The sequence below is a fragment of the Parabacteroides sp. APC149_11_2_Y6 genome, assembly GCF_054506995.1.
On the sequence record NZ_CP173709.1, the window covers coordinates 4,538,594 to 4,564,317 of the forward strand.

20 protein-coding genes are annotated in these 25,724 nt (G+C 40.3%); 12 read left to right on the forward strand and 8 right to left on the reverse strand.

Going from position 1 to position 25,724, the window contains the following annotated elements; genetic code table 11:
• The first annotated feature begins 2 nt into the window (after positions 1-2).
• The 4 genes from ACGE0T_RS18695 (at position 3) to rnr (ending at position 5,468) form a co-directional block, all read left to right on the forward strand.
• A complete protein-coding gene (locus ACGE0T_RS18695) occupies positions 3-1,067 on the forward strand; it encodes a sensor histidine kinase (RefSeq protein WP_459190512.1) in 1,065 nt (354 codons plus the stop codon).
• 216 nt (positions 1,068-1,283) lie between these two features.
• Complete coding sequence (locus ACGE0T_RS18700) at positions 1,284-2,036, forward strand: LytR/AlgR family response regulator transcription factor (protein ID WP_459188092.1); 753 nt, start codon at positions 1,284-1,286, stop codon at positions 2,034-2,036.
• 178 nt (positions 2,037-2,214) lie between these two features.
• On the forward strand, positions 2,215-3,123 hold the full coding sequence (locus tag ACGE0T_RS18705; protein ID WP_459190513.1) for an SMP-30/gluconolactonase/LRE family protein: 909 nt from the start codon (positions 2,215-2,217) through the stop codon (positions 3,121-3,123).
• 161 nt (positions 3,124-3,284) lie between these two features.
• Positions 3,285-5,468, forward strand: coding sequence for a ribonuclease R (gene rnr, locus ACGE0T_RS18710; RefSeq protein ID WP_459188093.1), 2,184 nt, complete (start codon positions 3,285-3,287; stop codon positions 5,466-5,468).
• 83 nt (positions 5,469-5,551) lie between these two features.
• On the opposite strand, the gene ACGE0T_RS18715 is transcribed toward rnr, so the two are convergent.
• The 6 genes from ACGE0T_RS18715 to ACGE0T_RS18740 form a co-directional block, all read right to left on the reverse strand.
• A complete protein-coding gene (locus tag ACGE0T_RS18715) occupies positions 5,552-5,764 on the reverse strand; it encodes an immunity 17 family protein (RefSeq protein ID WP_459188094.1) in 213 nt (70 codons plus the stop codon).
• Position 5,765: 1 nt separating this feature from the next.
• Positions 5,766-6,185 (reverse strand): tRNA (adenosine(37)-N6)-threonylcarbamoyltransferase complex ATPase subunit type 1 TsaE, encoded by a 420-nt coding sequence (tsaE, locus tag ACGE0T_RS18720; protein ID WP_459188095.1) that lies wholly within the window; start codon positions 6,183-6,185, stop codon positions 5,766-5,768.
• 44 nt (positions 6,186-6,229) lie between these two features.
• Positions 6,230-7,768 carry a T9SS response regulator signal transducer PorX gene (porX, locus tag ACGE0T_RS18725; RefSeq protein WP_459188096.1) on the reverse strand — a complete coding sequence of 513 codons (1,539 nt, stop codon included), beginning with the start codon at positions 7,766-7,768 and terminating at the stop codon, positions 6,230-6,232.
• A gap of 82 nt (positions 7,769-7,850) precedes the next feature.
• A complete protein-coding gene (locus tag ACGE0T_RS18730; protein WP_459188097.1) occupies positions 7,851-8,864 on the reverse strand; it encodes a S41 family peptidase in 1,014 nt (337 codons plus the stop codon).
• Between the two features lie 11 nt (positions 8,865-8,875).
• Complete coding sequence (locus ACGE0T_RS18735; RefSeq protein WP_459188098.1) at positions 8,876-9,739, reverse strand: DUF3316 domain-containing protein; 864 nt, start codon at positions 9,737-9,739, stop codon at positions 8,876-8,878.
• A 3-nt stretch (positions 9,740-9,742) separates the two neighbouring features.
• The gene (locus ACGE0T_RS18740) at positions 9,743-12,457 is read right to left on the reverse strand and encodes a DNA gyrase/topoisomerase IV subunit A (RefSeq protein ID WP_459188099.1); all 2,715 of its coding nucleotides are present in this window, start codon (positions 12,455-12,457) and stop codon (positions 9,743-9,745) included.
• Positions 12,458-12,622: 165 nt separating this feature from the next.
• On the opposite strand from ACGE0T_RS18740, the gene ilvA reads away from it, so the two are divergent.
• Positions 12,623-13,822, forward strand: coding sequence for a threonine ammonia-lyase (gene ilvA / locus ACGE0T_RS18745; protein WP_459188100.1), 1,200 nt, complete (start codon positions 12,623-12,625; stop codon positions 13,820-13,822).
• Between the two features lie 99 nt (positions 13,823-13,921).
• The gene (locus ACGE0T_RS18750) at positions 13,922-14,395 is read left to right on the forward strand and encodes an arsenate reductase ArsC (protein ID WP_459188101.1); all 474 of its coding nucleotides are present in this window, start codon (positions 13,922-13,924) and stop codon (positions 14,393-14,395) included.
• A 92-nt stretch (positions 14,396-14,487) separates the two neighbouring features.
• Here ACGE0T_RS18750 and ACGE0T_RS18755 read toward each other — a convergent pair whose 3' ends face one another.
• The gene (locus ACGE0T_RS18755; protein ID WP_459188102.1) at positions 14,488-15,924 is read right to left on the reverse strand and encodes a Gfo/Idh/MocA family oxidoreductase; all 1,437 of its coding nucleotides are present in this window, start codon (positions 15,922-15,924) and stop codon (positions 14,488-14,490) included.
• Between the two features lie 356 nt (positions 15,925-16,280).
• Here ACGE0T_RS18755 and ACGE0T_RS18760 point away from each other — a divergent pair, with 356 nt between their 5' ends.
• From ACGE0T_RS18760 to ACGE0T_RS18780, 5 genes are all read left to right on the forward strand, one after another.
• A complete protein-coding gene (locus tag ACGE0T_RS18760) occupies positions 16,281-17,825 on the forward strand; it encodes a glycine--tRNA ligase (protein WP_459188103.1) in 1,545 nt (514 codons plus the stop codon).
• Positions 17,826-17,829: 4 nt separating this feature from the next.
• On the forward strand, positions 17,830-18,402 hold the full coding sequence (locus tag ACGE0T_RS18765) for an FKBP-type peptidyl-prolyl cis-trans isomerase (RefSeq protein ID WP_459188104.1): 573 nt from the start codon (positions 17,830-17,832) through the stop codon (positions 18,400-18,402).
• A gap of 308 nt (positions 18,403-18,710) precedes the next feature.
• Positions 18,711-19,484 carry a hypothetical protein gene (locus ACGE0T_RS18770; RefSeq protein WP_459188105.1) on the forward strand — a complete coding sequence of 258 codons (774 nt, stop codon included), beginning with the start codon at positions 18,711-18,713 and terminating at the stop codon, positions 19,482-19,484.
• 877 nt (positions 19,485-20,361) lie between these two features.
• Positions 20,362-20,676 (forward strand): L-rhamnose mutarotase, encoded by a 315-nt coding sequence (rhaM, locus tag ACGE0T_RS18775; protein ID WP_459188106.1) that lies wholly within the window; start codon positions 20,362-20,364, stop codon positions 20,674-20,676.
• A gap of 261 nt (positions 20,677-20,937) precedes the next feature.
• The gene (locus tag ACGE0T_RS18780; RefSeq protein WP_459188107.1) at positions 20,938-21,942 is read left to right on the forward strand and encodes a glycoside hydrolase family 43 protein; all 1,005 of its coding nucleotides are present in this window, start codon (positions 20,938-20,940) and stop codon (positions 21,940-21,942) included.
• A 149-nt stretch (positions 21,943-22,091) separates the two neighbouring features.
• On the opposite strand, the gene ACGE0T_RS18785 is transcribed toward ACGE0T_RS18780, so the two are convergent.
• Positions 22,092-22,406, reverse strand: coding sequence for a hypothetical protein (locus ACGE0T_RS18785; protein WP_459188108.1), 315 nt, complete (start codon positions 22,404-22,406; stop codon positions 22,092-22,094).
• Between the two features lie 434 nt (positions 22,407-22,840).
• Here ACGE0T_RS18785 and ACGE0T_RS18790 point away from each other — a divergent pair, with 434 nt between their 5' ends.
• A complete protein-coding gene (locus tag ACGE0T_RS18790; protein ID WP_459188109.1) occupies positions 22,841-25,606 on the forward strand; it encodes a family 78 glycoside hydrolase catalytic domain in 2,766 nt (921 codons plus the stop codon).
• Positions 25,607-25,724 lie beyond the last annotated feature (118 nt).

Sequence of the window (25,724 nt, forward strand, 5' to 3'; positions counted from 1 at the left end):
TGATGAAAAAAGAAACAATACAAACACGGATAGCCCCTCCCTTCAAAGGGATGGGCAGCCTTATTCACATAGTGGCCTGGTGTATCCTGATCGGATTGCCGTTCTTTTTCACAGGACGGGAGTCGCAGGAACTTACTCTGGAGAGCTATTTGCGCTCAGTCATTGTTCCGCTTTCATTCATGCTTGTATTTTATGTAAATTACTTTTTGCTGGTGGAACGTTTCTTGTTTAGCCGCCATGGCTGGAAGTTCTTTCTCAGCAATGTCCTGTTAATTATAGCCGCCATGTTCTTTGTGCATTTCCTAATGCATCTGCTTCCCCCTCCGGTAGGGCATCATCCCAAAGCGGAACGTGAATGGCAGGATATTGCAGGCTTCTTTATTATCAATGCTTTTCTATACATATTGGTAGCAGGACTTAGTGTGGCTATCCGCATGACAGGCAACTGGTATCAGACTGAATCAGTTCGCCAGGAATTAGAAAAGAGCCGCGCAGAAGCAGAACTACAGAATCTGAAAAGCCAACTGAATCCGCATTTCCTGTTCAATACACTCAATAATATTTACAGTCTGATAGCATTCAGTCCGGAACAGGCACAGAGAGCAGTACATGATTTAAGCCGGCTCCTTCGATATGTGCTGTACGACAGCAGCCAACCTTTTGTTCCACTGGAAAAAGAGCTGGACTTTATCCGCAACTATGTAGAATTGATGCGTATCCGCCTGCCTCAACATGTCAAACTGGAAACTAACATCTCAGAGGCAGCTCCGGGAACAGTCGTTGCCCCCCTCCTCTTCATCTCACTCATTGAAAATGCTTTCAAGCACGGAGTAAGCAACTGCAAACCGTCATTTATCACACTGGAAGTACACCAGGCAAACGGACGTATCATCTGCTCTATCGGCAACAGCTATTTTCCCAAAGACAATGAGCAAGACAAAAGTGGTTCCGGCATCGGATTACAGAATCTTGTCCGCCGTCTGGAATTACTGTATCCGTCGCGCCATATCTTCACTTACGGAGAAAAAGATGATGCCTATTCCTGTACATTGGAGATTTTACTTTAAATCTTTTCAAAATTGTACGTAGTTTCAAAAAAATTTCATGCTTTGAAACAAAAAGTTTCATTACGTTGAAACTAAAAGTTCCACCCGATGAAACAAAAAGTTTCAAGGCATGAAACTTCAGCTACTCTTTTACAAACAAATTTCCCTACCTATCAAATGATAAAAAAAGCAGAGATTTTTATGTATCTTTGTTTCTACCCATTAATATTTCGGCATATGGAACTGACATGCTCAATTATAGACGATGAACCTCTGGCTATCAATTTGTTGGAAAGCTATGTAAATAGAACCCCCTTCCTGAAATTGAAAGGCACATACAATAGTGCAGTTAATGCTCTCACCGCTCTTAATAGCGAACCGGTCGATTTACTTTTTCTGGACATACAAATGCCTGAACTAAGTGGAATGGAATTTTCCAAGATGCTGGAAGCTGATACACGGATTATCTTCACTACTGCTTTCAGCCAATATGCCGTTGATAGTTATAAAGTAAACGCTCTGGATTATCTCTTAAAACCCATCAGTTTCTCTGAGTTTCTAAAAGCGGCAAACAAAGCGGTACAGTGGTATGAATTAGCCCGGAATAACAAAGAGCTGCCGGTAAACAATAAAATAATTCCTCCTCATCCATCTAAAGAGATAGAGTCCATATTTATTAAAACCGAATATAAACTCATGCAGGTGGAATTGAAGAAAATCCTTTATATTGAAGGGTTAAAAGACTATGTGAAAATATATGTGGAGGACGAACCCCGCCCTATACTGTCTCTGATGAGTATGAAAACAATGGAAGAAATGCTACCATCCGACCATTTCATCCGTGTGCATCGCTCTTTTATTGTACAACCGGAGAAAATCAAGATAATCGAGCGCAACCGGATTGTATTCGGAAAAGAATATATCCCCATATCTGACAACTACAAACAAAAATTCATGGAGTTTTTAGGCAAACGTTCTCTTTTACCTTAATATTCATTAGCTCCAGTTAACGGAAGCATAAACACGGCTATCTATCAATAAATAATTTTTCATGCATCAATAGATAGTGAATTATTGTTACTATATTTGTATTCACACCGAACATACAAATATGAAAATACACAGCATGAAAAAAACATTTAGCAACTTAGTATTATCAACATTTATTATGGCCTTTATTTCCTGCACTCCCGACGTAAAACATATACCGTCTGAATTATTATACAAAGCCGAGGCCACCACTGGCGAAGGTTCGATCTGGCATCCGGGAAGAAAAACGTTATTCTGGGTAGATATCGAAGGAAAAACTCTCTATGAATACTCTCCGGATAGCCAGAATTGCACTTCCTGGAAATTTGACAAGATGGTCTCTACCGTTGTCCCTGAAACCGATACCACTATGGTTGTTGCCCTTCAAAATGAAATCGTACGGATTAATCTCAATAACGGACAAACTTCGCATATTACACCGATCCCAGACCTTCAAGGTAAAATTCGCTGCAATGATGGAAAATGTGATCCGAGAGGTAACTTATGGATTGGAACTATGGGATTTGGAGCTCCACAAGGAGCCGGAACATTATACTGTGTGGAACCGAACGGAAATGTCACGGCCAAATTAAAGGATGTGACTATTTCAAACGGCATCGTATGGTCTTCCCGAAAAAATTTCATGTATTATGTAGATACCCCCACTAATCGTATTGTCCGTTTCCGTTATGACATAAACAATGGGGATATATTATATGACGGTGTGGCTGTAACCATACCAAAAGGAACCGGTTCGCCCGATGGCATGGCAATAGACGGCAATGATAATCTTTGGGTAGCCCATTGGGGTGGATATGGAGTATATTGTTATAGCCCTTATACCGGTGAACTATTGGCTAAAGTTGAAGTTCCGGCGCCTAATGTAGCCTCTTGTGCCTTCGGAGGAAAAAAACTGGATACACTTTACATTACAACGGCACGTGCCGGATTATCAGATAAACAACTGAAAGAATACCCGTTAAGCGGAAGCCTATTCCACTGTAAACCGAACGTTATCGGAGTTAAAGCCCAACACTTCGGAGAGTAAGATACTCTTTCCAATATTTAATACAAATATAAACAGCATCTCAAATTTTATTGTTTACTTTGTAAAGAGGATATTTAATAGTCTCTCTACCTACTTATTTCCAATACTGAAAGGAAAATGGAACAATCTTGTTTCAATTCAGAATTAATGCATTTAAACATATGACGAAAAATAAAACAGAAAAGAAAAAAAACAAAGAAGGAAAGCCTAAAAAAAGAGCAAAGAGCTCCGGCAAACGCCTGAAAAAAGAGTTCATTGTAAACTCCATTATGGCTGCTTTCAAATCCGCACCCAAACAGTCATTCAATTATAAACAGATAAGCAACCTGATTGGCGCAGAAAATCAGGTACAAAAAGTCCAGGTTTCCCAAATTTTGCAAGAACTTGCCAGTGAAAATTTCATATCCGAAATAGACCGTGGACGTTTTCGCTATAATGACCTGGGAACTATTGCAATCGGAACATTTACCCGCCGTAGTAATGGGAAAAACTCTTTCATCCCGGAAGATGGAGGAGCACCGGTCTTTGTTGCCGAACGCAACTCCGGACACGCGATGGATGGCGATAAAGTGAAAGTCCAGCTTTTTGCCAAACGAAAAGGAGCCGAACCGGAAGCTGAGGTTATAGAAGTACTCGACTCCAAAAGAAGTACAATCATCGGCAAACTGCAAGTTACCAAAGGTTTTGCTTTCCTTATCACTGAAAGTAAAACGCTTGCCAACGATATTTTCATTCCGAAAGAAAAACTGAAAGGCGGCAAGAATGGGGACAAAGCCATTGTACGCATTGTGGAATGGCCGGACGAGGCCAAAAACCCATTAGGAGAAGTCATCGACATCTTAGGGGTTGCCGGCGAAAACAATGCGGAAATGCATGCTATCCTGGCAGAATTTGATTTGCCTTACAAATATCCGGAGAATGTAGAGAAAGCTGCAAATAAAATATCTGATAAGATTGCAGAATCCGAAATCTCCATCCGTGAAGATTTCCGGGATGTTCTCACTTTTACCATCGACCCGAAAGATGCCAAAGACTTTGATGATGCTTTGTCTGCACGTCTACTGGATAATGGAAACTGGGAGGTCGGAGTACATATTGCCGATGTTACTTATTATGTTAGGCCGGAAAGTCTGATCGACCGCGAGGCATACAGCCGTGCAACGTCTGTTTACCTGGTAGACCGTACCATCCCGATGCTGCCGGAACGCTTATGTAATCAGATATGTTCGCTTCGTCCGGATGAAGAGAAGCTTTGTTTTGCCGCTATCTTCGAATTAAACAATGAAGCGACAGTTCTTAAATCACGTATCTGCCGTACCGTTATCAAGAGTAACAGGCGGTTCACCTATGAAGAAGCACAGCAAGTAATAGAAACCGGAGAAGGCGACCACAAGGAAGCCATTCTGGCGCTGAACGAACTGGCCAAAAAATTGCGAGACAAACGTTTCAAACATGGAGCCGTAAGTTTCGAACGCTCAGAAGTAAAATTCGATATTGATGAAAACGGTAAACCAATAGGGACCTACATTAAGGTAGCCAAAGAGGCAAATAAGTTGATTGAAGAATTTATGTTACTGGCAAATCTTACCGTTGCTGAATTTGTTGGTAAAGTTCCCAAGAATAAAACAAAGAAGACTTTCGTATACCGTGTTCACGAGCAACCGGATCCGGAAAAGCTGGAAAACTTCGCTTCTTTCATCAATCGTTTCGGCTATAAACTCAAAACAACGGGTACTAAAACAGAAATGTCCAAAAACATCAACAACCTGTTGGATAATGTAGCAGGAAAACCGGAAGAAAACCTAATCGAAACCCTGGCTATCCGTTCCATGCAAAAAGCTAAATATACAACCGAAAATATCGGGCATTACGGGCTGGCAATGGATTATTATACACATTTCACATCTCCTATCCGCCGCTATCCCGATATGATGGTACATCGCTTGTTGGAACGTTACCTTGCCGGAGGACGGAGCGTGATAAAGAACAAATATGAAGAATATTGCGAACACTGTTCTGAAATGGAACTGGTAGCGGCCAATGCCGAACGCGCTTCCATCAAATATAAACAGGTGGAATACATGAGCGATAAACTGGGCAAAGTATTCGATGGTGTTATCTCCGGTGTTACAGAATGGGGATTATATGTTGAGCTCATTGAAAACAAATGCGAAGGGCTCGTTCCTATCCGGGATTTAGTAGGCGACTACTACGAATATGATGAGAAAAACTATTGCCTGGTAGGACGCAGAAGCAAACAGACATATCGTCTGGGAGATACTTTATCAGTAAAAGTTGCCCAAGCGAATCTGGAAAGAAAGCAATTAGACTTTACGCTTGCTTGAGAAACTGATATATGTTAATGTAAAAGGCGCGGACAATACGAGTTAATATCGTATTATTCGCGCCTTTTTATATGCGGAAAAAATTACCAATATAATAATCCGGCCGTACCACAAGCTATCAGTCCGGCACCTAAAAGGGCATAAAAGACACGGGCTCCTTTACGTCCCAACCATCTTACAAAAGTAGTTGCCCCACTGGTTTCAAAATACCAGTCGAAATCGAACAAGGCTGCCACTATGGAAAAGACCCCCAGAGCAATAAACAATATCAGGATAAAGTACTCGGACGGTCCCATATTAATCGACTTCTACAGTTCGGGAACCATCAGGATTTTCTGTGATTGTTACGTCTACGACATCACCCGGCAACAAATCCTCTATCTTTTCAGGCCATTCGATAAAACAAAGCGCACCGCTATAAAAATAATCCTCTGTTCCTATATCTTCAGCCTCACTCAACTTATTAATACGATAAAAGTCAAAATGATAAATCAATTCACCAGTTTCGTCACTGCGGTATTCATTGATAATGGCAAATGTCGGACTGTTGATTACGTCCTCCACACCCAGTTCTTCACAAATTGCTTTGATAAAAGTAGTCTTTCCAGCCCCCATATTACCATGAAAAGCAAAAACCGTACGGTCGTCCATACCTGCGATAAACTCTTTTGCAGCTTCATGGATCGTATCTAAGCTATTAATTTTGATTGTACCCATATTATATTGATTATAATCTTTTTTGTATGCCCGCAAAGTTAATATTATTTTGGTTTCAGCGTGATAAAAGGAATCAGCATTTCCTCCATAGAAATGCCGCCATGCTGAAAGGTATCCCTATAATAAGACACATAGTGGCGATAATTATTAGGATAAGCAAAAAAGTCGCTGTTCATTGTAAATATATATTTACTACTCAGGTTGGGAGAAGGTAGCCCCACTTTATCAGGATGAGAAATTTCAAATACGTCTTTCGGGTTGTAATCCATGTTCTTGCCAACTTTATAACGTAGATTGGCGTTTGTGTTTTTATCCCCCATTACTTTTAAGGGACTGTCTACACGTATCATTCCATGGTCTGTTGTTATAATTACTTTATATCCGTTAAGTGCAATATACCTGAACAACTCCATTGTTCCCGAATACTGGAACCAAGTACGTGTAAGGCTCCGGAAAGCAGCTTCTGTATTTGACAGTTCACGTACTATCTTATTCTCAACACAGGAATGTGAAAGTTCATCCATAAAATTAAGCACCACAACATTCAGTTGACTCTGAAAAAAAGGAGAAAGCGTATTCAATAATTTATCTCCACAAAATGTATCACATACTTTATTATAAGAGAAGCTATATTGTTTACTAAATCGTTTTATCTGTGTACGAATCAAACATTCTTCATCCGAATTTTTACTTTTATCAAAAGTTTCATCTTTCCAAAATGCCGGAAATACCTTTTCTATTTGCAGAGGCAATAGCCCGGAAAATATTGAATTTCTGGCATATTGGGTTACTGTAGGAAGAATACTATAATAGATATTTTCATCAAAAAAGAAATATTCTTTCAACAAATCTTTTATAATTGTCCACTGGTCCAAACGGAAATTATCGATCAAGATAAAAAACAATTTTTCTTCTTTATCAAGTAGTGGAAAGACTTTCTTTTTAAATAAATCCGGACTCATCAACGGACGGCATTCCGGATTTTGTATCCAGTCGATATAATTTTTCTTTATGAATTTACTGAATGCATAATTGGCCTCCCGCTTTTGCTCATGAAGCAGATCAGTCATTGTCACACTACTATTTTCCAGTCTTAATTCCCAATATACCAACTTTCTATAAATTTGAATCCAATTATCAGGAGTGACCGAATCACCGATCAGCATACTGATACGGCCAAACTCCCTTTGATAATTTATTTCAACTTTCTCTGAAACAATCTCATGGCAATGTACATTCTTCTTGATAGATAATAATATTTGATAAGGATTTACCGGCCTAATCAGAAAATCAGCGACCTCGTTTCCGATAGCTTCTTCCATTATACTTTCTTCTTCGCTTCCGGTAATCATAACAACCGGAATTCTTAAATCCATTTCTTTTATCTGGATTAAGGTATGTCCTGACATATTTTCATCCAGAAAAACAATATCAAACGTATGATTTTTAAAACGATTAACCGCATCACACCCACTGGAAACAGAAGTCACCTCATAACCTTTCTTTTGCAGAAAAAGAATATGAGATTTTAATAAATCAATCTTATCATCAGCCCAAAGTATTTTATTGTTTTTTATAGCCATAAGCGTTTAATCCCGATAAATATAATCGGAATAATTCGTATTATGCTAAAATATGCAATAAAATTATAACATGACGATTTATTTATGGATTATCAGAGGCTAAAATACGTTCTATTGCGGTGTCAATTAAAGGGTCTTTACCATCAATAATATCCTGCTGGGTCATCTCTACTTTAATCTTTGGCTCTATGCCAAATTCCGTATGTTTCTTATTTACATCCAACACCGGACAAGCAGAAAAACGGATACTCCATCCATTTGGAAGTTCCGAACTGAAAGGCAAACCGCTTCCTCCTCCTGTGCGGTCTCCTAAAAGAGTTACCTGAGGTAATAGCCGCATTACATTTGCGAAGTCGTTTGTTGCACTATATGAATGACGGTTTGTTATGACAATAACCGGAAGATACCAGCATAAACGTTCCGAAGGAGAAAGATACACAGGATAAGGCTCTGTAAAATCATTATGCCCGTTACCATTTTTATATTGTGTATATCCTGTCAATATTTTCTCTTTCAGGAACCGCGATGCAATACGATCGGCATAACTCATCGAGCCACCGCCATTCTCACGTACGTCAAATATAAGCCCTTTGCAGTCTTTAAAATATAAAAACATATAATCCAGGTTGCTCTCTCCTACTCCACTGGAGAAGCTACTGTAATAGACATATCCGACCTGGTCGTTTGCCATACGCTTATACTTCAGGCCTCCGGCTATTTTATAATCGGTACCCATATATTTATCGTGAACTTCCTTATTATAATTCCTGGGGAAATTTTCATACCATCCCCAATAACGGGACATATCAAAAGAAGAAATCAAATTGGTATGACCATCCTTCAACTCCGCCAGCATTTCCCCCAAAACATTAAATAAATCATATTGATTCATCGTATCCTTTATCTGGATACTATAACGGTCATAAACATCATTCCAATCGACATCCTTATACTCAAAAAAGCAATAATTTTCATCCATTATCCGCCAAAGAGCCTCGAAATTATCACGAGGTGACGAATTATAATACGTTGCTTTTTCGCAACCGGAAAGCAACAATCCCAGGAATATTAAACAATATGTAAAACGTAACTTCATATGTACAGGTATCAATAAAATGCACTACTATATTTATCCGTATTCTTCAGACGTTTACCGCCGAAAGCAACAAATTCTTTTACAAGACCTATCATAAAGGCATTGGATATCACATGGGTTTTGATGCCATTCACATGTGCACGGTACATACTGTTCATATAACCGGCACGTACGGTAAAATTGGCTACAGGTATATCAAGGGTAAAATAGTTTTTCATAACAAATTTGTTATGGAAAGAGCTGAACCGTATAATGCCATCCGTATCCCCCTGGCTCAGGAAATAATAAGGTTGCCCCTTATTAACCGAGAACAACATTCCGGCAAAAGGCATGTCCATCTGGTAACGCAACGTAAGCGGGAAATTCTTTATCTTAAAATTATAGATCGCCATAGCAGACAAACTCAGGTCCAAGTCTCCTTTTCCGGATACCGGATTATTGCTGTTACGGGTATTATATATAAAGCCTCCGGAAATACCTGCAGAGGCTCCAGCCAACACTTTCAAGCCTTTTACAGGTAATTTGTCAAAGCGATAATGGTAACCGAGGGAATAATTCACAAAACCGGCATATTCATTGGCAGTCTTCGCTCCGTTATGCGTAGAACCGAACTCCACATTCACGATTTGCTGCCGGGAGATTTTATAATCAGCCAGGCGGGTCACTTTCATACGTTCATTCATCACACGCACCATCCAACCGGTATAGTTTATATCTGTACTGGGCGACAGGTATGTATCTCTCAGGTTGTAACCGCCAACCCCAATCATTGTACTTTCATTGGTAGACCATGGTATCTCTTTTTCGTCCGACTGTGCATAAACAGGCAGAGCCAAACTCCAGAAGAGTATCATCAGGCAAAGGGGATTTTTCATAAGCTATTCATCAAAAAGTTTCATTTGTCCAGTTATTTCATCCAGTATATCCGAATCGCTTTTATCTGCCTCCTCGTCCTCATCTTCATCTTCTTTATTTCCTTCCACCGCAGGCTGTGCCGCCGGGGCAAAACGGACCGGCTCAAGTTCATTGATCGTTTCTATATCAAAAGTGGAGAGACGTTTTCCTCTCGCTTTAAATCCTTTCACTCCGATAAACTCTTCCGCATCTATCACCAGCGGTTCACGGAAAGTATCATGGCCGCCGAACACAACTTCCATTCGCGGGAATCTCTCATCCGTCAGAATCATCAAGCGACTTTTAGGATTTTCACCAAGGAAATTCTGCTTCTTATTACCGGCATCCAACTGGAAACGTTTCAGATAGAAATATTTCTGGTCTGCATCATAAAGAACGGCAGTCCAGATCTTATTTGCATTATATTTTTCTATTATCAGGATATTAGCTTCGTAATGATTACTCAAATCGAAATTCGTCGTATAAAAATCACCATTTTGGAGAATTACAAGAATCTGGTCATCACTTTGAAATTCCCCGAGTTCTTCCCCACGTCCGTCATAATTCAGGCGTAATATATCCCGGTCGAACCAAACCATACGTCCTCCCAAAGTAGAACTACCCTTCTGTTTCAGACTGATTTTATGTACCTCCGCCTTCGTAAGGATATTTCCCATAGAGCCACGGCCTTTGATGACAATATCGCTGAAATCCTTTTCAAATACCAGCAATTTCTGACGCGGGCGGGGTTTAAGGATTACTTTCACCGTTTCAGCTTCACCATTCTCATTTGCACTGAAGTATAGAATACGCGATCCTTCCGTCCCTTTCGTTACGGTATATTCCTTGTCACGTGTCACTCCTGTTATGGCAAAACGCTTAATATAATTGAAACCGGCTTTACCATCCCGGTATATCACATTATAAATAGTGCGGTTATCATTTCGTTTAAAGACATTCAGATACAGTATCTCTTTGCCGACAAACATCTTTTCGCAGACCTTCACCACCTTGTAAGTGCCATTACGATAAAAAAGAATCACTTCGTCTATATCGGAACAGTTACATACATATTCGTCTTTCTTCAGTCCGGTTCCGATAAAACCTTCGGCACGGTTGATATAAAGCTTTTCATTAGCCTCTACCACCTTGGTTGCTTCAATGGTATCAAAACTACGTATTTCGGTCACACGCGGATAATTCTTTCCATATTTTTCTTTCAACATCCGGAACCAGTTAATGGTATATTCCACAATATTTGCCAGATGGTTGTTTATGACCTCTATTTCTTCTTTATAATGGGCGATTTGTTCATTGCTCTTATCCGAATTAAATTTAAGGATACGCCCCATCTTGATTTCCATCAATTTAAGGATATCTTCGCGGGTGACCTCACGGATAAACTGCGGTTTGAAAGGTGTTAAACGCAAATCGATGTGGGCAATTGCTTCATCCATATTTTTCGCGTTTTCAAATTCTTTATCTTTATAAATCCGCTCTTCAATAAATATCTTTTCCAGGGAAGCAAAGAACAGCGCTTCTTCAATCTCGCTTTTCTGTATTTCTAATTCGGTACGAAGCAAATGCAATGTATCATCCACAGAATGTTTCAGCACATCACTTACCGTAAGGAAGTGGGGCTTGTTATCCATGATAACACAACAGTTAGGCGATATGCTTATTTCACAATCCGTAAAAGCATATAAAGCATCTATCGTTTTATCGGATGAAACACCCGGAGCCAGGTGTACCAATATCTCTACGTTACGTGCCGTATTATCGTCTACCTTCTTTATCTTGATCTTACCTTTGTCGTTTGCTTTCAGTATCGACTCAATCAATGTAGAAGTAGTCTTTCCATAAGGAATTTCATTTATAACCAGCGTCTTGTTATCCAGCTTGGTTATCTTAGCACGCACTTTTACGGAGCCTCCTCGTTCACCGTCGTTATATTTGCCGACATCTATAAAACCTCCCGTCTGGAAATCCGGATACAAAGTAAATTCTTCACCTTTCAGATAAGAAACGGAAGCGTCCAGCAACTCATTAAAATTATGCGGAAGTATTTTGGAAGCAAGACCAACGGCTATACCTTCAACCCCTTGAGCAAGCAAAAGAGGAAATTTAACCGGCAAGGTAACCGGCTCTCTATTACGTCCGTCATAAGATTGCTGCCAAGTTGTAGTCTTTGGATTGAATACTGTTTCCAATGCAAATTTAGAGAGACGGGCTTCAATATAACGGGGAGCTGCAGCACCGTCTCCGGTAAGGATATTCCCCCAGTTACCCTGGCAATCTATCAATAGGTCCTTTTGACCGAGCTGCACTAACGCATCTCCGATAGAAGCATCCCCATGAGGGTGGAATTGCATGGTATGTCCTACAATATTGGCCACTTTATTGTAACGGCCATCGTCCAGCCGCTTCATCGAGTGGAGGATACGGCGCTGAACGGGCTTCAGTCCGTCATTGATATGCGGTACCGCACGTTCCAGTATTACATAAGAAGCATAATCCAGAAACCAATTCTGGTACATGCCGGAAAGATGGTAAGATACACGGCTTTCTGACTTTCCGGGCACTTTATAATCGGAATGCGTTCCCGCATCTGTTATTTCACTTTCATTATCAGGGGTTGGTTGCTCATCAGCCCCGTTCAATTCGTTCTCATCCTGTTCAGTAATATCTTCCGGTCTCATATGTTGCTTTATCCTGTTCTATTCCATTTATTACCATGCTTCCCGCATATGCTAATAGGGTGTAAATATACAAAAAATGCTGAAATAATAAAAAGCCTGTCTTTTACTATCCTATTTTATAGCAGGTTTTATACCTTTGCACAATTGTTTTAACAAAAAGAAAAAATGCTTACTCTCGATAAGATTTATCAAGCGTCGTTCGCTTTAAAAAAAGTAATCCGTAACACGGACCTGGTTAGTGCTCCTCATATCAATCCTGCATGTGAAATTTACCTGAAACCTGAGAACCTGCAAGAAACAGGCTCTTTCAAAGTCCGTGGTGCCTATTTTAAGATTTCCCAGCTCACAGAAGAAGAAAAATCGCATGGTGTTGTGGCTTGTTCTGCCGGGAACCATGCCCAGGGTGTTGCCCTGGCTGCCACAGCGGCAGGTATCAAATCATTGATTTGCTTGCCGGATAATGCCCCTATCTCAAAAATAGAATCTACCAAATGGTATGGTGCGGATGTTTGTCTTGTCGAAGGAGTATACGACGACGCTTATCAGAAAGCTCTTCAGTTACGGGATGAAAAAGGATATACATTTGTCCATCCGTTCGATGATGAAGATGTCATAGCAGGTCAAGGAACAATCGGGCTCGAATTACTGGAGCAGTTACCGGATGTGGATGCCGTAATTGTACCTATCGGAGGAGGCGGACTTATTTCCGGAGTTGCTTTTACCATAAAAAGCCTGAATCCTAAAGTCAAAGTATATGGAGTACAGGCAAGCGGTGCTCCCAGTATGTTGACTTCCATCGAAAATAACAAAATTGAACGTATGGGATTTGTACGTACAATAGCCGACGGTATCGCTGTAAAAGAACCCGGAATCCATACCTTTGAATATTGCCAAAAATATGTAGACGAAATTGTTACCGTATCGGATGATGAAATATCCACAGCAATTCTTGCCCTGATCGAACGGCATAAAATGATTGCCGAAGGAGCCGGCGCCGTAGCTGTTGCTGCTGCGATGTTCAATAAGGTTCCTATCAAGGGCAAAAAAGTGATCTGTCTGGTTTCCGGCGGAAACATCGATGTGACGATCCTTTCCCGCGTTATCGGCAGAGGCTTGCAAAAGTCCGGACGTTCTTATTCAATGACTATCGAATTAGTCGATAAACCCGGACAGTTACAGCATGTATCCGAAATCATCGCCAGTACCGGGGCAAACGTGGTGTCTGTCTTCCACGAACGGGTAAGCCACACTACGGACATCAATGGCTGTTACCTGCGCCTTGAGATGGAAACCCGCAACCAGAAGCATATCGAAGAAATACAATATGTATTGACTGCCGCAGGATACAAAATTATTCCGGGATAAAAATTCCGGAATTCCCAACCCTGATAGATAAGACCTTTTGCCTCATAAATACTATCAATACGGAATTGCTTATTTTTGACTTCATTAAAAAGCAATTCAATGAAAATATTAATACTTTGTACAGATAATAGTTGCCTCAGCCAAATGGCAGAAGGCTGGCTGCAATCTTTCGATAAAAGCTTGACTGTTTGTTCTGCCGGAACAAAACCGGCCGCTCAAACGAATTTGCTTGCTATCGAAACCATGGCTAAATCAGGAATAGACATCAGCATGAAACGCCCTAAACCTGTAGAACAGTACTTGGACGAACCTTGGGATTATGTTATAACCCTATGTAATACGGCTGATGAAAACTATCCGGAGTTTACAGGAAAAGTACGTCATCGCCTCCACGTGGGAACTTATGATCCTTCACGAGCCAAAGGAACTCCCGAGTTTATTGCCAGTGAATTCAGACGAATCAGCATTCAACTCAAAAAGAAAATGTATGAATTTTATACAGATGAAATATTAAACGGCGACGGAGGTCCAACCTGTACTTGTGGAGCCAACCGGTTTTGCCGGTGTAACTGATACTTACCCCATATAAATACGGATGACGCAAAACATAGTAACATTTTGCGTCATCACCGGTTCAGTAATAAACTGAAATCGCTATACCATCACTATACATTGTAATATTCTTCCCAACCTTTGCGTGGCATCTCGCCAACCAACATCTGATTTGCAAACGAATCATTTGTAATTTGTTTCAAATCACGATCGAAAACCAATTTACGGTTCAGGCGCTGAGCCAATACACCCAAACAGAATACCTGACTTAACGGACCGGCAATAGAGAACGGAGAACGTGTCTTTTCTTTACCCTGGCAAGCCAAAAGGAAGTTTGCATAGTGGTTAGACGGGCTTTTCTCATACTCCGGTAATGTCGGATTCATATCTTTAGCTATCTTATCCGGAATAACAGACAGCGTACTTCCATGGGAACCTCCTTTGAATGTCAGAGTCTTTGTATAGATTTCCTTTCCCGGATTCAGTTTCATCAATTGCAGTTTTCCTCCGGCTACTGTCGGAATATTCGGGTCTACATCCGAAGAACCATAATCTTCAGGCACAGGAGGTATATTATCCAGCCCATCATACCAGGTAACATCTATGCCCGGCATATTCCCTCTTTTGGGAAAACGGAACAGGATTGTCGACGACATCGGATAAAAAAACGGATTATGGTCTTTTAAATACAATGGATTAATTTCCGTAGGCAATCCCATATCCAGGAACTGGTGGGCTGCATCCAGAATATGCGCACCCCAGTCGCCCAAAGCACCCATACCATATTCATACCAGCAACGCCATTGTCCCATATGATAATCATGGTTATATTCGCGGAACGGACGAACGCCCAACCAAGTATCCCAATCCAATGTTTCAGGAACCGGTTCGCCCATCGGCATATGTTTCATGTTCGGATTCCACCCGTGCCAGCGGCGCGGGGAGTTCATATGTGCTGTAATAGCGGTGACATCTTTTATCAGGCCGGCTTCTTTCCATGCCTTAAACTGGAAATAGTTTGCTTCCGAATGCCCCTGATTTCCCATTTGTGTAACGACTCCGAATTTCTTTTCCGCCTTCATCATCAATTCCACTTCCTGGAAAGTACGTGCCATCGGCTTTTCCACATAAACATGCTTGCCATGAGCCATCGCTTCAATCGTTATCGGGAAATGGGCATGGTCGGGAACTCCTACGGTTACGGCATCTATCTTATCTGCCATTTTATCAAACATCTGGCGGAAATCGTTGAATCTGGGAACTTTCGGATACATGGAAATCAATTTCTGTGTATGGGGAGCTCCCATGTCCACATCACAAAGCGCAACAATTTCACATAAGCCTGTATTGATAAGTTCAAGAGCTATCTCGCCTCCACGGTTACCGATACCAATAAGCGCCAATCTCACTTTATCATTGGCACTAACGAAAGGGACACCCGGCATACCGGAAGCCTTCGATGGAATCCAGAAGGAAGGAACAGCTGTAGCTGCCGAAAGAACAAGTGCCCGCTTCAGGAACGAGCGACGCGAAATGTCATCTGATTTCATGGTAGTATATATTAGATTAATTATTTCTGTGTACGCAAACACAACGATTTGACAAAAGTAAATATTATTCTGAAAAATCATCTAATTTACCCAAAAAGAGTTTCTAAAAAATTAGAATACCACTTCAAAAGCAATCCTGAAAGAACATATCCTTATACCCGCATATCTTTTTGTGCAAGGCATTATTATCATATCCTTTTTAAAACAAACATCCGGTATATCACCTTAAATATCTTTATAAGATGCTGTAAATGGTGGACATTACCAAAAAAATCATTTACTTTGCAGGCTTGATAATATGTAAGACCAATTAGGCGGCATATTAGCGTATTTTCTAATTGGAAAAATAATATACTATGGCACAAGAAGATGTATTTAAGAAGTTAGTTTCGCACTGCAAAGAATATGGATTTGTATTTCCTTCATCCGAAATCTATGACGGACTGGGTGCAGTGTACGATTACGGGCAGTATGGTGTAGAGTTGAAGAACAATATAAAGAAATATTGGTGGGACAGCATGACGTTGCTTCACGAAAATGTAGTAGGTATCGACTCCGCAATTTTCATGCACCCGACTATCTGGAAAGCATCCGGTCATGTAGACGCATTCAATGACCCTTTAATCGACAACAAAGATTCCAAGAAACGCTATCGTGCAGACGTGTTGATTGAAGACCATTTAGGTAAAATCGAAGAAAAGATGAATAAAGAAGTGGCTAAAGCTGCTAAAAGATTCGGTGAAGCATTCGATGAAGCCCAATTCCGCGCAACCAACGGACGCGTACTGGAATATCAGGCAAAATGGAACGAGATACACGAACGCTATTCCAAAGACATGAACGATTCCAATTTCGAGGATTTGCGCCAGCTCATCCTGGATTGCGAAATTGTTTGCCCGATTTCAGGGACACGCAACTGGACTGAAGTCCGCCAGTTCAACCTGATGTTCTCTACCGATATGGGTTCTACTGCCGATGGTGCCATGAAAGTATATCTGCGTCCGGAAACAGCACAAGGTATTTTCGTTAACTTCCTGAATGTCCAGAAAACGGGACGTATGAAAATTCCTTTCGGTATCGCACAAATCGGTAAAGCATTCCGTAACGAGATTGTAGCCCGTCAGTTTATTTTCCGTATGCGTGAATTCGAACAGATGGAAATGCAATTTTTCGTTCGTCCGGGTGAAGAAATGGAATGGTTCAAAAAATGGAAATCTACCCGCCTGAACTGGCATAAAGCGATGGGATTGGGAGATGCGAAATACCGTTACCACGACCACGAAAAGTTGGCTCACTATGCAAATGCCGCTACCGATATCGAGTTTGAAATGCCGTTCGGTTTCAAGGAAGTGGAAGGTATCCACAGCCGTACAGATTTCGACCTGAGCCAGCACGAAAAATTCTCAGGTAAGAGAATCCAGTATTTCGACCCCGAACTGAATAAAAGTTATACTCCATATGTTATCGAAACATCTATTGGTGTAGACCGTGTGTTCCTGAGTGTTATGGCAGGTTCTTACTGCGAAGAAACACTTGAAAACGGTGAAACACGTGTAGTATTAAGACTGCCGGCAGCTTTGGCTCCTATCAAACTTGCCGTATTACCTTTGGTTAAGAAAGACGGTCTGCCTGAGAAAGCGGAAGAAATCGTGAATATGCTTCGTTTTGACTTCCGTTGCCAGTATGATGAAAAAGATTCTATCGGCAAACGTTATCGCCGTCAGGATGCAATCGGTACGCCTTACTGTATTACAGTAGACCACGATACATTAAAAGATAATTGTGTAACTATCCGTTTCCGCGACACAATGGAACAGGAGCGTGTCAGCATCGACAAACTACACGAAATTATCTCCGAAAAGGTTAGCATGAAAAATTTATTAAAAAAGATAATTGAATAAGCGCATGAAAAAGTATCTGCATATCGCGTTGATGTTATTATGTGTGGCCGTTGTCTCTTCCTCTTGTAAGAAAGACAAAGATGATTCTGTTGACGCAGAGAAAGCTGCATATAAATTAGAAAATGAAAAAGCTTTTTTAGCAAAAGGAGGTGATCCGGAGTATATTAAATGGAATTCGGAAGCTGGAGATGGATTTGTTTATGCAAAACAAATCAAAAAAGGGGAAGGGGAAAAAATATTTTTCAACAGCCGCATCTCTGTTTATTATAAAGGCCATTTGATTAATAATAAGAAATTCGATCAGAAATTACAAGAAGATGGAATTCCTTTTAAATGTGCTGTAAATCATAATTATGCAAATTATAATAGTAGTACTGGAACAGGCTATTCTTCTGTTATAAATGGCTGGGGGATTGCATTACAACATATGGTTGAAGGAGATAAATATGAAATCTGGATTCCTCAAGAACTTGGTTATGCAGCTAACGATACGGAAAATATACCGGCTTATTCTACCTTGGTTTTTGAAATTGAGGTTGTTTCTGTCGACGAACAAGCAGCTCGCCCTAATTCATAGACTATGCTAAAAGCTTAAAAAGAATATCAGTAGGAGAAAATTATTTAGATTTTCTCCTATTTTTTTACTTATCAATCACATGTACATGTTTACAGGCTTTTAATTTACCGTATTATACTATCTATCATCCATCTGTATCTCTGAATATTAACACATAACTAATAGCATATATCATAATCCAATTATATTAAATAGAATTCTTCTCATAATAGCACACAATTAATTTTAGTTAAATAACAATAACAGACAAACGGGTATCTATAAATAATAATATTTTTGCATTATACTAACTTTTAATTAAAAATATCATGAAAAATTTATTATTATCAATCTGTATCTGTAGTCTTTTCTTTTCCTGTCAAAAAGAGATTATTGAATCAAATAAAAATGAACTAAAGGAAAACTTTAATTTAGAGAAAGAGAATAATCAAGCTTTCACAGATACATCTTTTGTCTCTTTTATTTATAAAGGGGTAAAATATGACTCTAATATTCAATGGGAAGATAATAAAGAAGGAGTCTTTCTAAACGCAGAAACACAAAGCATCGTAAATAAAATAAAAAGCAACCCGAATCTTGTAACATTTGTTCATTTAGACAAATCAATTGAATACTTTGATAATACGAAAGAGTTAGAAGATTATTTACACTCACAGCAGCCTAAAACAAAATCACAACGTCTTTGTACATATGAAGGTGTATTGACATTATATCAGGACCCTAAATGCAGAGGAGCAGAATTATCACTTAAGCTAAATTCCAATTGTGGTAGAATAGATTATCCTCAAATGCCAATAGATCCAATGGTATTAACAAACCCTCAGAATTGGAACAGATCTATATCCTCTTTTGATCTAAATAGTACAATTATAGAAAGTCCTACAGGTTTGGGGCATGGAGATCGATGTGTTGTGGAGTTTTTTTCAGAATATAACTTTGCAGGATATGCAATATGGTTTGCTATAGACCCATATAATCCTCACGGATATATACATTACCTTTCTAGTTACAAAAAGTATCCAGGTTCTAAAGACAATTGGGATGACTTAATATGTTCTTGTCGTTTTTTCTTTGCATATTGAACAAAGATATTAAGTAAATATCAACAACTCAAAAATAAAGGAAAGGGGTTTCTAACAAGTTTAGACAACCTCTTTTGATTTTACAAAATATCATTCTTTTACCCAATCGAATGACACTTTAACAGAATAACACCCTTTCTGCTAACTCAACATACATAAATAAAAGCCATTTCAGGGAGAAACCGACTCTTTTTCGGGCTAAAACGGAGGCTTTTCTACACTATCCGGAACCTATTTCCATGTATACGGAGGGTAATTCCAACTATCTCCGCGGATAATTCCAACTGTTTGCGCACTAAAATATAACGATCCGCGCAGGTAAAACATATATGTTTCGACTTCAAAGCATATATGTTTCGGTTTCAAACCATGGATGCTCTGTTTTTAGACAGTATAAAGCAAAGACACGACTCTGGAATGATTGGGAAACCAAACCCTACACGGATATTAAAGAGTTTATCATATTCAGAAAAACGTAACCATATGATTTAACGCGAATGCCGCGAACAAACGCAGATTAATAAACATAACACCTGTATTAATCCGCGTTTTCCGCGCAATTCGCGTCTAAAAAAAACAATTCCGCGCAGTATCATTTAGTAACAATAAATCCATCTACTCCATCAAACAGATAAAACCCAACTCCGCGAGAGCGGTGTATTTGAAACGCGTCCCGTACTTGCCATCCGTATATGCCACATATAAAGGGGGTAATTTATCATTCTGTCATTTTGATATTTTGGTAAATACACACAAGCAGAAGTATCATTTTTCATACTATTAAAATCATTCTACATACATAGCATACTCTCAGAACCCGCTACTTTTATCACTTGATTTAGGGGAGTAAAACTTTTTTAATTTATTATACAATATCATGGAAAGACTTGCATTCAAAATGTCTCTTAAATCTGGTGCCGAAGCAGAATACGAAAGGCGCCATAAAGAAATATGGCCTGAATTGGCGGCGCTGCTAAGAAAAAACGGTGTCAGCGATTATTCCATTTTCTTAGATAAAACAACATCCACATTATTTGCCGTACAGCAGATAAATGGTTCCGGTTCCTCACAGGATTTGGGAGATAATGAAATTGTACAAAAGTGGTGGGCATACATGGCGGAGCTGATGGAAACAAATGAAGACCAATCACCTGTCTCCGTACCTTTAAAAGAAGTCTTTCATATGGACTAAAGCCATACAAACCCCTATAAACAATTAAAGGCTGTCTCACGACAACCCCTAACCAAACTTTGTTAACCTTAAATCTAATACTATTATGAAAAAACCACGGTACAAAGGTAAGGTTTCTCCTTTAATTGTCAAGGCCTGGAATGTTAATTTGATTTATAGGAAATGCAATAAAAGCTAATAGGCAGAAGACATTGCCATGGAATTATTCTTTATATTTGCATTGTTTCATTTTTTAAACCTCTAATAACTACTATTTTTATCATGAAAATTTTACTCAATTCGTTTACCTGTCTTTTATTTCTTCTATGCTGTGTTTTTCCGATAAAAGCCCAAACTCAACACATCTCGGATATTCACATACGCGACCCTTATATATTGGCGGATACAAAAAATAAAATGTATTATATGTACCGTTCCTCCAGTATACGCAACGACCAGGGAAAAAACCTCGGCGGTGTAGAAGTATTTAAAAGTAAAGACCTCAAAAACTGGGAAGGTCCCGTCCGTACATTTACCGTACCGGAGAATAATTGGATTACCGGAGCCGTATGGGCGCCCGAAGTACATGCCTATAAAGGGAAATATTATCTGTTTGCTACTTTAAACAGCGACATTAAATGGAAAAAAAGCCGGAAAGGATGGCCGGACTATCTATTCAGGGGGACTCAGATATTTTATTCCAATTCCCCGGAAGGCCCGTTCCTGCCATTTGATTTGGTTCCCCAAACACCGATGGACCGGATGGCACTCGACGGTACGCTTTGGGTGGAAGATGGCGTTCCTTACATGATTTACTGCCATGAATGGGTACAGGTAGCCGACGGCACGATGGAACTGGTACAGCTTGCTAAAGACTTATCTGCACCTGTAGGGGAATCGCAAACTTTATTCTGCGCATCTGCAGCAGACTGGTCGACAGGAAGCGTATCTATGGCATCGCTACCGACTTCATATGTTACCGACGGTTGTTTTCTTTACCGTACAAAGACAGGCAAACTTTTGATGATATGGTCCAGCTTTATGAATGGGGAATATGCCATCGGTATCGCAGAATCTACAACAGGAAAAGTTGCCGGTCCGTGGAAACAGCAAACCACTCCCTTATTCAACAAGAACGGCGGACATGGGATGATATTTAAATCATTCGATAATAAACTATACATTACTTTCCATGGTCCAAACAATCCGGGAGGTGCCGAAAGAGCACATATTTATGAACTGGATGACACAGGCGATACACTGGTATTAAAAAAGGAGCTTTTATAATGCAAAGACCATAAATACTAAATAAGGATAACCGTTAGACATTAGATAAACGGCATATAAAAAGGGGAAGTTAAGAAACCTCCCCTTTTAACTACAACAGAGTTTATAACCTCATTGATATGCTTTAATCTATAAAAAATTTAAGCTCATCATTTTACTTCTTCACCTTTATCGTTGAAGATTACTGTGCTTTCAGTGCCCTCTGTTGATACAATAACAAGTTTATATGTTTTAACGCCTTCTTTTTCTGCAACAGCAGCTTCTTTAATGGTCTGACCGGCATATGCCTTCTCAACACCAGCCTTTACTGCATCAGGAACACTTGCTACCTCAATTTTTGTATACTCATCCTGAGTTGACTGAACACAGCATACTTCCATAGAATTAAGACCCTTTTCTGCTGCAAATGCACTGAAACTACCCACACTCATCATTACTGCCATTGCTACTAATACCTTCTTCATGACTTTTTAAGTTTTTAATTAAACAATACTTGAAAACCCTAGGTTGCTAAGTATAATGCAAGTGGCGTGCCAAAAAATAAAAGGTCGATGTAATTCCCTATACCTATAAAAGAAAACCCTATTTTGCTTATATACAATACAGTGGAATATTGTAGAAAAGTTGTGGAGAGATAATGGAAAAGTTCCACATAATAAATCTAAAAAAATCTCTCAGATAAAAAATACAACCCTTATATTTCAGAACATGCCTTATATCTTCAGGAATTAAAACATATATGCTTTAGGTCAGAAATGATAATACTTCTATCATTTTTGAAGATAGAATCCCCCGCAAAGTCCTTACTTTTGTAAAAATTGGAGTTACCGGCTGTTGAAATGTAACAAGAAAGAAACCATCAGCCACCACGAATCAACTACCTGTTAAAAGAATTATTATGAAAAAGTCCTGTTTCCTTATTTTGCTATTTATCGGAATCTCCTTATCCGTTCACGCACAATCCATACATGTAACGGATTTAACCTGCGAATATCTGGAGAACCCTCTCGGTATCGATGCCAATGTCCCTACTCTCGGATGGAAAATGCAATCACAGGAAAGAGGACAATTACAATCTGCTTATGAAATACTGGTTGCAGCAAATGAGAACGACCTGCAAAATGAAAAGAAACTGCTTTGGAAAAGTGGCAAGGTAAACAGCAGAAAAAATGTAAATATCCGGTATGCCGGGAAAAAACTTAAGCCATTCACACGCTACTACTGGAAAGTACGCGTATACAACCAGAAGAACGAAGTATCGGCATGGAGCCTTCCCGCGTTTTGGGAAACGGCCATGCTGCAATCTACCGATTGGAAAGCCCAATGGATAGGCGATGGCTCCGTCCCTCCTGCTAAAGAAGAAGATTTTTATAAAGATGACCCTGCACCATTGTTCCGCAAAACATTTACACCGCAAAAACCAGTAAAGACAGCCCGCCTGTATATTTCCGGTCTGGGATATTACGAAGCCTATATAAATGGGAACCGTGTAGGCGACCGGGTATTGGAACCGGGATGGACGAATTATGGCAAAGAAATCCTGTATAGCACTTATGACGTCACTTCTTTACTTAGTGAAGGAGAGAATGCTATCGGGGTCATGTTGGGAAACGGCTTTTTCAATCCTCTTCCCATGAGAATATTCAGACCGCTCAGAGAATACCTCTATATCGGACGGCCCTGCCTGAAAGCACAACTAAGGATTGTTTATGCCGATGGTTCTGCTGAAACGATTCCCACCGGTCCGGATTGGAAAACAACACAAGGTCCGGTACTCCGAAATAATGTATACTTAGGGGAACACTATGATGCACGTAAAGAAATAAAAGGCTGGGATACCCCTTCTTTTGACGATGCACTTTGGAAAAACGCAGAGGCGCTTACACAAGCACCTACCGGTCCATTAACCGCACAAATGCAACCTCCCATACGGATAACTAAAGTCTTTCACCCGACAAGAATGGCGGAAGTACGTCCGGGAGTATTCGTCTTCGACATGGGGCAAAACTTTGCCGGGGTTGTCCGCCTCAAAGTGAAAGGGCCGAAAGGAAGCACTATCAAGATACGATATGGCGAAGATATTTATTCGGATGGGAGCCTGAATGTGATGACTTCCGTAGCCGGGCAACAAAAAAAGATATGGAATGCAGATTGGGAACAACCCGGTCAGCCACAAACAGCCTGGCAGGAAGACCGCTATACATTGAAAGGAGAAGGTACTGAAATATGGGCTCCCCGCTTTACCTTCCACGGTTTCCGTTATGTGGAAATAACCGGATGGCACGGACGTCCTTCACTTGAGAACATAGAAGGACTTCGCCTGAATGCAGACCTGCAAAAGAACGGTTCTTTCGAATGTTCCAATCCGATGCTGAACAAGCTGAACGAGGTTTTGGACTATACTTTCTTAAGTAATGTTTTCAGTGTACAGTCGGATTGTCCGGCACGGGAGAAATTCGGATATGGCGGCGATATTGTAGGTGTAGCACGTACCTTCTGCTGGTTTTATGATATGGAAAACTTCTACCGGAAAGCTATCCGCGATTTTGCAAACGACCAACGCCCTTCAGGAGGTATGACAGAAACAGCACCGTTCAATGGTATAGCCGACAAAGGTTTAGGGGAAGACTCCGGCCCTATCGGATGGCAATTGGCTTTTGCCTTCATGCAGAAACAATTATATGATTATTATGGCGACCTGGAAACGATCAAAACCTACTATCCGACCTTCGTGAAGCAGGTTGAATTTATCCGTTCGCAAGCAAAAGATAACAGGATAGAAGATTGCATAAACGACCATGAAAGCCTCGAACAACGTATCCCGGCTTTATTCGCAACCGCCCACTATTATCATCACACATTATTAGTGTCAGAATTTGCTTCGTTACTTAATAAACAGGAAGATGCAAAGAAATACAAAGACCTTTCCGAAGAAATAAAAAAGGCATTCATCAACCGGTTCCTGATTTCAGGAGACGGGACTGTGGGAAACGGTACACAGGCAGCCCAAGCATTCGCACTCTATTACGGGCTTCTACCGGATACGGAAAAAGAAGCTGCACTCGATGGTCTCTTAAAAGCCATCGAAAAGCGGGACGGACATATTGCCGCCGGTATATTTGGCGTCCCTGCCATCCTGAACGTGCTACGTGAAAATGGCCGGAATGATATTGCGTACAAAATGGTTACGCAAACTTCTTTCCCCGGATGGGGGCATATGCTCCGGTCCGGAGCTACCACCTTATGGGAAACCTGGCAATACTCTGACAATGTATATTCGCACAATCATCCGATGTTCGGCAGCGTAGGCGAATGGATGTACCAATCTCTGGGAGGAATAAACACCATAGCTCCGGGATTTAGCGAAATAGCAATCAAACCTCAACCGACAGAAGGTTTGGATTGGGTAAACTGCTGTTACCAATCAGTAAATGGAGAAATTACAAGCAACTGGAAAGCAGAGAACGGAACCTTTACGCTGCATGTCCGCATTCCTGTAAACTCAAAGGCTATCGTATATATACCTGCTCCCCGGACTGCATTTGTCAAAGAAGGAGGAAAAGCAATAAATGAGGCTGAAGGCATTAAACCGTTAGGATATGAAAACGGATACCATCGTTTTACCGTGGGTTCTGGTAATTATTCATTCACAACCGGTAAATAACAAATTATAATGCATCAGGCTTAAAAATTTCATGTTCCGGCATAACGGGGAATAATATCTATTGGTAACTTTGAGGCTGAGAGATTATTATTTCCCGTTATGCCGGATATATAAATTA

Coding starts and splice junctions, on each gene's coding strand:
- rnr (WP_459188093.1), top strand. CDS start 3,285: ATGACGAAAAATAAAACAGAAAAGAAAAAAAACAAAGAAGGAAAGCCT.
- ACGE0T_RS18770 (WP_459188105.1), top strand. CDS start 18,711: ATGAAAAATTTATTATTATCAATCTGTATCTGTAGTCTTTTCTTTTCC.
- ACGE0T_RS18765 (WP_459188104.1), top strand. CDS start 17,830: ATGAAAAAGTATCTGCATATCGCGTTGATGTTATTATGTGTGGCCGTT.
- tsaE (WP_459188095.1), bottom strand. CDS start 6,185: ATGGGTACAATCAAAATTAATAGCTTAGATACGATCCATGAAGCTGCA.
- ACGE0T_RS18730 (WP_459188097.1), bottom strand. CDS start 8,864: ATGAAGTTACGTTTTACATATTGTTTAATATTCCTGGGATTGTTGCTT.
- ACGE0T_RS18695 (WP_459190512.1), top strand. CDS start 3: ATGAAAAAAGAAACAATACAAACACGGATAGCCCCTCCCTTCAAAGGG.
- ACGE0T_RS18785 (WP_459188108.1), bottom strand. CDS start 22,406: ATGAAGAAGGTATTAGTAGCAATGGCAGTAATGATGAGTGTGGGTAGT.
- ACGE0T_RS18755 (WP_459188102.1), bottom strand. CDS start 15,924: ATGAAATCAGATGACATTTCGCGTCGCTCGTTCCTGAAGCGGGCACTT.
- ACGE0T_RS18700 (WP_459188092.1), top strand. CDS start 1,284: ATGGAACTGACATGCTCAATTATAGACGATGAACCTCTGGCTATCAAT.
- ACGE0T_RS18740 (WP_459188099.1), bottom strand. CDS start 12,457: ATGAGACCGGAAGATATTACTGAACAGGATGAGAACGAATTGAACGGG.
- ACGE0T_RS18735 (WP_459188098.1), bottom strand. CDS start 9,739: ATGAAAAATCCCCTTTGCCTGATGATACTCTTCTGGAGTTTGGCTCTG.
- ACGE0T_RS18715 (WP_459188094.1), bottom strand. CDS start 5,764: ATGGGACCGTCCGAGTACTTTATCCTGATATTGTTTATTGCTCTGGGG.
- ACGE0T_RS18750 (WP_459188101.1), top strand. CDS start 13,922: ATGAAAATATTAATACTTTGTACAGATAATAGTTGCCTCAGCCAAATG.
- porX (WP_459188096.1), bottom strand. CDS start 7,768: ATGGCTATAAAAAACAATAAAATACTTTGGGCTGATGATAAGATTGAT.
- ACGE0T_RS18705 (WP_459190513.1), top strand. CDS start 2,215: ATGGCCTTTATTTCCTGCACTCCCGACGTAAAACATATACCGTCTGAA.
- ACGE0T_RS18780 (WP_459188107.1), top strand. CDS start 20,938: ATGAAAATTTTACTCAATTCGTTTACCTGTCTTTTATTTCTTCTATGC.
- ACGE0T_RS18790 (WP_459188109.1), top strand. CDS start 22,841: ATGAAAAAGTCCTGTTTCCTTATTTTGCTATTTATCGGAATCTCCTTA.
- ACGE0T_RS18760 (WP_459188103.1), top strand. CDS start 16,281: ATGGCACAAGAAGATGTATTTAAGAAGTTAGTTTCGCACTGCAAAGAA.
- rhaM (WP_459188106.1), top strand. CDS start 20,362: ATGGAAAGACTTGCATTCAAAATGTCTCTTAAATCTGGTGCCGAAGCA.
- ilvA (WP_459188100.1), top strand. CDS start 12,623: ATGCTTACTCTCGATAAGATTTATCAAGCGTCGTTCGCTTTAAAAAAA.